Source organism: Paragemmobacter amnigenus, assembly GCF_009908265.2.
Lineage (GTDB): Bacteria > Pseudomonadota > Alphaproteobacteria > Rhodobacterales > Rhodobacteraceae > Paragemmobacter > Paragemmobacter amnigenus.
Genome location: NZ_JAAATX020000032.1, coordinates 1 through 1,024, shown reverse-complemented (window position 1 = coordinate 1,024; position 1,024 = coordinate 1). Strand labels below are relative to the sequence as shown.

The following is a 1,024-nucleotide window of genomic DNA, read 5'->3' as shown; positions in this document are numbered from 1 at the left end:
CAAACTCACCCTTACCGCCACGGCGGTTCTTGCCACCTCGACCGGCCTTGCGCTGGCGCGGGACAATGTGCAGGTGGCGGGGTCCTCGACCGTGCTGCCCTATGCCACCATCGTGGCCGAGGCCTTTGGCGAGAATTTCGACTTTCCCACGCCGGTCGTGGAAGGTGGCGGGTCGGGTGCGGGCCGCAAGAAGCTGTGCGAGGGCGTGGGCGAGACGACGATCGACGTCGCCAATTCCTCCAGCCGGATCACGCAGAGCGATCTTGACCTTTGCGCCGCGAATGGCGTGACGGGCCTGATGGAAGTGCGCTTCGGCTATGACGGGATCGTCTTCGCCTCCAAGGTGGACGGGGCGGAATTCGCCTTCACCCCCGCGCACTGGTTCAACGCGGTGGCCGCGCAGGTGGTGAAGGACGGCGCGCTGGTGGCGAACCCGCACAAGGCGTGGAACGAGGTGGACGCCACCCTTCCCGCGCAGGACATCCTTGCCTTCGTGCCCGGCACCAAACACGGCACGCGCGAGGTGTTCGACACCAAGGTCATCCTTGCGGGCTGCGAGGAAATGGGGGCCTTCGAGGCCTTCAAGGCTGCCAATGGCGGGGACGAGGACAAGGCCGAAGAAGCCTGCCTGACGCTGCGGACGGATGGTGTGTCGGTGGATATCGACGGCGATTACACCGAGACGCTGGCGCGGCTGGAGGCCAACCCGCTGGCCGTGGGCGTGTTCGGGCTGAGCTTCTACCAGAACAACATGGACAAGCTGCGCGTGGCGACCATGTCGGGCGTGGCCCCCTCGGTCGAGACGATCGCGAGCGGGGAGTATCCGGTGTCGCGCCCGCTCTACTTCTACGTCAAGGCGCAGCATATCGGCGTGATCCCGGGCCTGAAGGAATACATCGAATTCTTCGTGTCCGACGACATGGCCGGTCCCGATGGCCCGCTGGCGGCCTATGGTCTGGTGTCCGACCCCGAGCTTGCCGCGACGCAGGACGCGGTCGCGAACGAGGTGGTCATGGGGCCGCTG

The 1,024-nt window shown here is 66.2% G+C and carries 1 protein-coding gene; it reads left to right on the top strand.

Annotated features, from left to right (window positions below; all coding sequences use genetic code 11):
• The coding region (locus GU927_RS20385; protein ID WP_217765749.1) for a PstS family phosphate ABC transporter substrate-binding protein at positions 1–1,024 on the top strand (1,024 nt) is incomplete at both ends.